The sequence below is a fragment of the Methanobrevibacter sp. genome, assembly GCF_045577275.1.
Lineage (GTDB): Archaea > Methanobacteriota > Methanobacteria > Methanobacteriales > Methanobacteriaceae > Methanobrevibacter.
In genome coordinates, this window is record NZ_JAZNIB010000284.1 from 1 (window position 1) to 6,994 (window position 6,994).

General features: G+C 30.3%; 8 protein-coding genes. 7 read left to right on the top strand and 1 reads right to left on the bottom strand.

Annotated features, from left to right (window positions below; genetic code table 11):
* Positions 1-60: 60 nt before the first annotated feature.
* On the top strand, positions 61-1,608 hold the full coding sequence (locus ACKI67_RS08260) for a phenylalanine--tRNA ligase subunit alpha (RefSeq protein WP_407463035.1): 1,548 nt from the start codon (positions 61-63) through the stop codon (positions 1,606-1,608).
* A gap of 10 nt (positions 1,609-1,618) precedes the next feature.
* Complete coding sequence (locus ACKI67_RS08265; protein WP_407463037.1) at positions 1,619-2,395, top strand: exodeoxyribonuclease III; 777 nt, start codon at positions 1,619-1,621, stop codon at positions 2,393-2,395.
* 80 nt (positions 2,396-2,475) lie between these two features.
* Here the strand turns inward: ACKI67_RS08265 and ACKI67_RS08270 are convergent, their stop codons facing one another.
* The gene (locus ACKI67_RS08270) at positions 2,476-2,748 is read right to left on the bottom strand and encodes a MarR family winged helix-turn-helix transcriptional regulator (protein WP_407463039.1); all 273 of its coding nucleotides are present in this window, start codon (positions 2,746-2,748) and stop codon (positions 2,476-2,478) included.
* Between the two features lie 359 nt (positions 2,749-3,107).
* On the opposite strand from ACKI67_RS08270, the gene ACKI67_RS08275 reads away from it, so the two are divergent.
* The 5 genes from ACKI67_RS08275 to ACKI67_RS08295 all read left to right on the top strand — a co-directional run bounded on the left by ACKI67_RS08275 (position 3,108) and on the right by ACKI67_RS08295 (position 6,803).
* Complete coding sequence (locus ACKI67_RS08275) at positions 3,108-3,788, top strand: DNA polymerase domain-containing protein (protein ID WP_407463040.1); 681 nt, start codon at positions 3,108-3,110, stop codon at positions 3,786-3,788.
* A gap of 135 nt (positions 3,789-3,923) precedes the next feature.
* A complete protein-coding gene (locus ACKI67_RS08280) occupies positions 3,924-4,604 on the top strand; it encodes a TIGR02253 family HAD-type hydrolase (protein WP_407463042.1) in 681 nt (226 codons plus the stop codon).
* A 112-nt stretch (positions 4,605-4,716) separates the two neighbouring features.
* Entirely contained in the window at positions 4,717-5,376 is a 660-nt protein-coding gene (locus tag ACKI67_RS08285) for a zinc-ribbon domain-containing protein (RefSeq protein ID WP_407463043.1), read from the top strand.
* Between the two features lie 421 nt (positions 5,377-5,797).
* Complete coding sequence (locus ACKI67_RS08290; protein WP_407463045.1) at positions 5,798-6,175, top strand: 30S ribosomal protein S8e; 378 nt, start codon at positions 5,798-5,800, stop codon at positions 6,173-6,175.
* Positions 6,176-6,524: 349 nt separating this feature from the next.
* Positions 6,525-6,803 carry a hypothetical protein gene (locus ACKI67_RS08295; protein WP_407463046.1) on the top strand — a complete coding sequence of 93 codons (279 nt, stop codon included), beginning with the start codon at positions 6,525-6,527 and terminating at the stop codon, positions 6,801-6,803.
* Positions 6,804-6,994 lie beyond the last annotated feature (191 nt).

A 6,994-nucleotide genomic window follows, 5' to 3' on the forward strand; every position in this document is an offset into this window, starting at 1 on the left:
AATTTATTTATTATCAAATAATGCTTACTTGATTTATTTAAAAATGCATCTGGTGTTTAGATGAGTGAGAATATCGATAAAATTATTAATGAATTACATATTTATGAGAAAAAGCTATTAAAAGAGTTAGAACTAAATGAAGATGCTACTCCTGAAGAAATAGCTCAAAATACAGGTTTAAACATTAAGTCTGTTATGAGTGCTGCAGGATCATTAGCTTCTAAAGATATTATCATTGTTAAAAAAGACGTTCATGAACAATTTAGTTTAACTGATAATGGTAAGAAATATGCTGAAATTGGCCTTCCGGAAAGAAGAATCCTAAAGGTCTTGCAGGATAAGAAAGAATTGGCTATGAAAGATTTGGCAAATATGGATAATCTTGAAAAGAAGGAAATGAATATTTCCATCGGTTGGTTGATTCGTAAAAGTTGGGCTAAAATGGATAAGGGAATATTATCCATTACTGATGTGGGAGAATCCACCCAAGATAAATTAGGTGATGACGAATCATTATTGGCAACACTTATCGAAAGGGCAAGTCTCTCAAAGGACCAATTAAATGAAGATATGGCTAAAGGTTTATCTGCACTTATGGATAGGAAAAATCTCATTGCAGAAAACAAAACAACCTATCATAGTTTTGAATTGACTGATTTAGGTCATGAGATCTTAGAGCATGGATTTGACTTGAAGGAAGAGGCTACACAATTAACTCATGAACAATTGAAAGAAGGCTCATGGAAAGACTTGAAATACAGGCCTTATGACATTAATGCTGAATATCCTATATTCTTCCCAGGTAAGGAACATCCTTTAAGAAGAATCATTCAGGAAATCAGAGAAATCTTCTTGAATATGGGTTTTACTGAAGATAAGGGAGATTATTTGGAATCCGCATTTTGGAACTTTGATTCTCTCTTCCAGCCACAAGACCATGCTGCAAGGGAAATGCAAGATACATTTTATGTTAAAAATCCATTGACCTGTGATTTGCCTGATGATGCTCTTGTTGAAAGAGTTGCAAAAACTCATGAAGATGGTGGAAATACCGGTTCTGAAGGTTGGAACTATAATTGGGATGCAGATATTGCTCGTCAATCTGTTTTAAGAACTCACACAACAGGAATCTCTACTCAAAGGTTGGCAAAAGGAGAGCTTCCAATTAAAATGTTCTCAGTAGGTAGAGTATTCAGAAGAGAAACCTTCGATTATAAGCATTTGCCTGAGTTCCATCAAGTGGAAGGTTTGGTTGCAGCTCCTGGAATCAACTATCAAAACCTTTTAGGTACATTAAAAGAGTTCTATAAGAAATTAGGATTTGAAGTAAGATTCAGACCTGCCTATTTCCCTTACACCTACCTTTCAACCGAATGTGAAATCTACTTGGAAGAAAAGGAAAGCTGGATTGAGCTTGGTGGATGTGGAATGTTCAGACCAGAAGTTTTAGAACCTTTAGGCATCGACACTCCTGCATTGGCATTTGGTTTAGGTATTGAACGTTTAGCAATGATCAGATATGATTTGTCTGACATCAGAATGCTTTATAAGAGTGACATCAGCTGGTTAAGAGAAGTTCCTTTGGAAGAAGGAGTTAAATTTGATTAAATGTGGTTCTATGACAAACGTTAGACTTATCTCATGGAATGTAAATGGTATAAGAGCAATTCACAGAAAAGGTTTTCTTGACTGGTTCAATGAGGAAAAGGCAGATGTGGTTTGCCTTCAGGAAACCAAGGCTCAAGTTGACCAATTGCCTAAGAAATTAATTAATATTCCGGATTATACAAGTTATTTCAATTCTGCAGAAAGAAAAGGATACAGTGGTGTAGCAACCTACACTTCAATCGAACCTAAAGAGGTTTTCTCTGGAATGGGAATAGAAAAGTTCGATGTTGAGGGAAGACTTCAAAGATTGGATTTTGATGGATTCACTCTTTTAAACATCTATTATCCTAACGGTGGAATGAATGAGGATAGGCTCAAATATAAGCTTGATTTCTATGATGCATTCCTTGATTATACCAATGATTTAAGGGATAATGGTCATAATTTGGTTATCTGCGGTGATTTGAATACTGCACATAAGGAAATTGATCTCGCAAGACCAAAAGATAATGTGGATACATCAGGTTTCTTGCCTGTAGAAAGAGAGTGGGTTACCAAGTTCTTGGAAAATGGTTATATTGACACTTTCAGAATGATTAATGGTGACATTAAGGATCAATATACCTGGTGGAGTTATAGAACCAAAGCAAGAACAAGAAATGTAGGATGGCGTTTGGATTACTTCTTTGTAAATGAAGAATTTAAAGACAATGTAAAGGCATCTTATATAAAATCAGATGTAATGGGCTCAGATCATTGTCCAATAGCTTTAGAAATAGAGATATAACTCTTTTTCTAATTTTCTTTTTTTATTTTTTAATATTTTAATTATTTTAAAATTGTTCATATTTTTACTTATTTTCAGATTTAAAAATTAGTCGATTTCATTAAATCTAAGATTTCTTTTCCATAGTCTGTCAATTCGTATAATCGTCCACGTTTGTTTTCAGGATTTAATAAACGAATTAATTCTTTTTCTCTTAATTGACTTAAAACTCTGCTGACATTATTTCTATGAATGCCAGTTTTCTTGCTTATGTCTGTAGGCTTCAATGTTTCTCCTTCTAAAGCCCTTATGACTTTTTCTCGGTTTTTTGACAATTTAATGAATTCGATGATGATTTTCTCAGAGTCTTCCATAGCAATCCCTTAACTGTTTGATTATATTCTGTTTTATATTATATAAACTGTTTTATTCAATATTAACAATTTTTATTTTATCCTATTTATTTTTTTTGTAGCTTGGTTTGGTTTAATATGTAAAACTATTTCTTACTATTAACTTAGATATTGGATATTAAATGTTTATCTTCCTTATATCTATTAGATAGTTAATTGATAGATATTAGATAGATATTAAATAGTTCAGGATTACTAGATGATTATGAGAGGTCTTGATAAATAAATGATATTACTTAATTTATTCAATACATAATTATTAAAAAGATAAGAATAATATAATTATATATAAGATTGAAATTATTTTTTCAGGTGTAAATATGATTGAATCTCCAGAACAGATAGCTATTGAAAATGAGATAAAAGTGCAGAAGGATAAGTTTTTATCTTATTTTAATGGATCTTTACCTGATACAATGGAATTGGAATTTGAAGGATTCTACAGAAGAGGATTCTTTGTAAGCAAAAAGAGGTATGCTGTAATAGAAGACGGCAAAATCATTGCAAAGGGTCTTGAACTTGTTAGAAGAGATTGGGCGCCAATAGCTAAGAAAACTCAGGAAGACATTTTAATGGCTATTTTAAAGGAAGGGGATGTAAAAAAGGCTGAAAAAATCATCAGTAAAGTTTTAAAGCAAATAAAATCAGGTAATTTGGATAGGAAGGAAATTATAATCCACACTCAAATCACAAAAAACCTTGATGACTATAAGCAGGTAGGTCCTCATGTTGTCGCTGCCCGTGAAATAGAGGCGCATGGAATTAAAGTTGGAAAAGGAACTATTGTGCAATATATAATCAGCAAAGGAAAAGGTTCAATCAGCCAAAGGGCTGTTCCTTATGAGTATAGTGAAGGAATCGAATATGATAAGGAGTATTATATTGAAAATCAATTGATTCCTGCAGTTTCAAGGATGATGGAACCATTAGGTTATAACAAGGAAAGATTGATGGAGTTATCTTCCAATGAAAAGCAACAAAGCTTGGATGCTTTCTTTTAATCCTAAATCACTGATAATTTAATGATGTTTAACTTAAAAGATTATTATTAGGAATTTTTATATAATAATAAAATAAATATATAATTAGTAAATAAATCTGACGATAGAAAAGAATTTTATATTTTTGGTGTAATGATGACAAAAGCTGTATTTTTCGATATTGATGATACTCTTGTAGATACTTCCAGTTTTGCTGATTTGGCAAGACATGCTGCTATTGAAAGTATGTGCAATAATGGTTTGCCTTTAGAACCTGATGAAGCATACGATCTATTAAAGGATATTATTAAAGAGAAAGGTTCAAATTATTCCAAACACTTTAATATATTGACTGAAGAAGTTTTAGGTAAGGAAGACCCTCTTTTAGTAGCTATTGGTATGACAACATACCATAACGTTAAATTCGCTCTTTTAAGACCTTTCCCTAGAACAAGTGCAATATTGATTTATCTTAAAAGTAAAGGATATAAATTAGGAGCTATTACAAACGGTATCACCATTAAGCAGTGGGAAAAATTAGTTAGATTAAACTTATACCACTTTTTTGATATTGTTATCACTTCAGAGGAAGTAGGTGTTGAAAAGCCAGATCCTGAAATATATATTGAAGCATGCAGAAGAATGGCATGTGATGTTAAAAAAAGTATTATGGTTGGAAATAAGCTTGATGTTGACTGTATGGGAGCAGTTAATGCTGGAATGAGCGCTATTCTTGTAAACTCTACTTTAGATGAAGAGGAAAAGGAAAGAGTAAATGAAGAAGATATCGATATCATTGTTTTAGACAGCATTTCCGATGTTGATACTGTTTTATAGGAATTTTCATTCAATTTAATTATTAACTTTCTATTTTATTAAATTTTAACTTTAATTTTTTATGACCTATTTTTATAATTAATTATGATTATTCAAGTTTAGGGGTGTTTATATGGCACTTGTTATATGTCCAGATTGTGGTAAAGAACAAGACAATGCAAATAGATTTTGCGGAAACTGTGGAGCAGACTTATCTAAAGTGGAACCTATTCCTGAAAAGGAAGAAATCATCAGTGATGCTACTGATGAAAGTGTTTTGATCTCACAAGAGAAAACAGATTCTGCTGAAGATAGCGTTTTGGTTAGAGAAGAGACAAGCACTGATCCTATTGAGGAAAAGGTCGATGAGACTGCTTTAAAGAAATGTCCTGATTGTGGCAGAGAATTGATTCCTGGCGCTAAATTCTGTCCTAACTGTGGTGCTAATGTAGAAAGTGCAAATGCTTCTCAAATCAATGTGGAAAGTACCAATGTTCCTCAAACTGGTATGGAAACTAAGGTTACTCCAAAACAAACTACTGTAACTACAATGAAAAACCCTGTTGTTGCAGCAATACTATCATTTATTTTTCCAGGAATTGGGCAATTATACATTGGTCAAAATAATAAAGGAGGACTTTTCATAGTTCTTGCAGCAGTTTCAATTCTTTTAATGCTTTTATTAATTGGTTTTATCCTTTATGTATTGTTTTGGCTATGGGCAATATTTGATGCATATACTTCAGCAGTGAAATTGAATGATGGTGAAATCGTTGAAGATAAGTTATTTTAATTAATTTTTATTTTCTTATTTCTCATCTTTTCATTATTTTTTCAATTTTCAACTTTTTTTAATGAAATCTGCTATTTTAAGGTATCAAAAATAGTTACCTTTATATATAGTTTTGAATATAAATATATACATTCTTATTTTATCTTGCAGTAAGAATCATTAATTAACTTGCTTATTATGAGAATTCAATTCTCAATCTTTAATAAAATAAATAAAAAATAAATTTCAATAATTATTTGAAAATGAATTTTTATTGAATTTGTCTCTTTATCAAGCAAAGCGGTAAGCTTGTTTTTTGAGTTTGATTTTAAAAAAATTTATTCCATTAGATTACTTTATGTAAATTTACTGATTCTGATGGGATTAAAAGATATTTATAATTACATAGATTACGGAAAAAATAATATAAGGAGATATTGTTATGGCTATTTGTCAAGGAAAATCAACCAGATCTCCATCTGGTGCTAGAAGAGTTGCAAACCGTGGTAAAAGGAAAAGCGAATTAGGTAGAGAATCTGCAGAAACCAGATTAGGTGAAAAAAGATTAAGAAAAATCAGAACTCGTGGTGGAAACGAAAAACACAGATTAGCTGGAGATAACAAAATCAACGTTATCGACACTGATGGTAAAGCTCACACTGTAGAAATCTACAACGTAATTGAAAACAGTGCTAACCCAAACTACGTAAGAAGGAACATCATTACTAAAGGTGCTATTGTAGAAACCGAACTCGGTCATGCAAAAGTTACCTCCAGACCTGGTCAAGATGGTGTTATTAACGGAGTTATCGTAGAATAATTCTGTTATTCTTTTTTTCTTTTTTACTTATTTTTACATTTTTTATATTTAATTATTACTGCTATTTTTCTTTTAAACTTTTATTTTTACTTATTTTCATGATCTTTTCATTTTTTTTAATCTATTTTAAATTATTTTCTAGTTTTAAAAATATCTATGCAATATTATTTTAACATATAAATACTAATTTATTGTTATTTTTTAATATAACTCTTAATTAATTCTTATTTTTCAATTTAAAGATGTAAGTAAGCACTTACATTCGAAAATCTTTATATGTGGTCTTTAATATATATTAGTTTGAGAATGAAAAATTCTTAAGAATCTAAAAAATCTAAAAGGTAATAAAATGAATCGCATAGTATTAATTTCAATTAGTTTACTTATTTTTATAGTAGGTATCGGCTGTGCTTCTGCAGCTGATGTGAGTTTAGATGACCAACCATTATGTTCTGCTTATGAGTTAAGCTTAAATGATAATTCATATGAATTTGATGATATTTCCAACGAACTTTTAGATAATGAAGAAGATAAAATTCCTAATAGCTCTGGATTATCTATTGAAATCGGTTATCCATATAAGCCTACATTATATGGTGACCAGCCAGTTAATACTAACAAGTTCTAAACATTTTTACATGAAGAATTTATTTAATTCTTCTACTGTTTTTCTTATTTTAAACATTTTAAACTTTTTTATACTTTTTTATACTTTTTTATACTTTTTTTCTAAACTTTTTTTAAAGATTTTAAACTTTTTTAAATCTTTTGATTATTCTATTTATTCATTTTTTGTTTTAGCTATTTTTATATTAAATT

Excerpts from the sequence above, each read along its gene's own strand:
- ACKI67_RS08260 (WP_407463035.1), top strand. The coding sequence starts at position 61 with ATGAGTGAGAATATCGATAAAATTATTAATGAATTACATATTTATGAG.
- ACKI67_RS08265 (WP_407463037.1), top strand. The coding sequence starts at position 1,619 with ATGACAAACGTTAGACTTATCTCATGGAATGTAAATGGTATAAGAGCA.
- ACKI67_RS08270 (WP_407463039.1), bottom strand. The coding sequence starts at position 2,748 with ATGGAAGACTCTGAGAAAATCATCATCGAATTCATTAAATTGTCAAAA.
- ACKI67_RS08275 (WP_407463040.1), top strand. The coding sequence starts at position 3,108 with ATGATTGAATCTCCAGAACAGATAGCTATTGAAAATGAGATAAAAGTG.
- ACKI67_RS08280 (WP_407463042.1), top strand. The coding sequence starts at position 3,924 with ATGACAAAAGCTGTATTTTTCGATATTGATGATACTCTTGTAGATACT.
- ACKI67_RS08285 (WP_407463043.1), top strand. The coding sequence starts at position 4,717 with ATGGCACTTGTTATATGTCCAGATTGTGGTAAAGAACAAGACAATGCA.
- ACKI67_RS08290 (WP_407463045.1), top strand. The coding sequence starts at position 5,798 with ATGGCTATTTGTCAAGGAAAATCAACCAGATCTCCATCTGGTGCTAGA.
- ACKI67_RS08295 (WP_407463046.1), top strand. The coding sequence starts at position 6,525 with ATGAATCGCATAGTATTAATTTCAATTAGTTTACTTATTTTTATAGTA.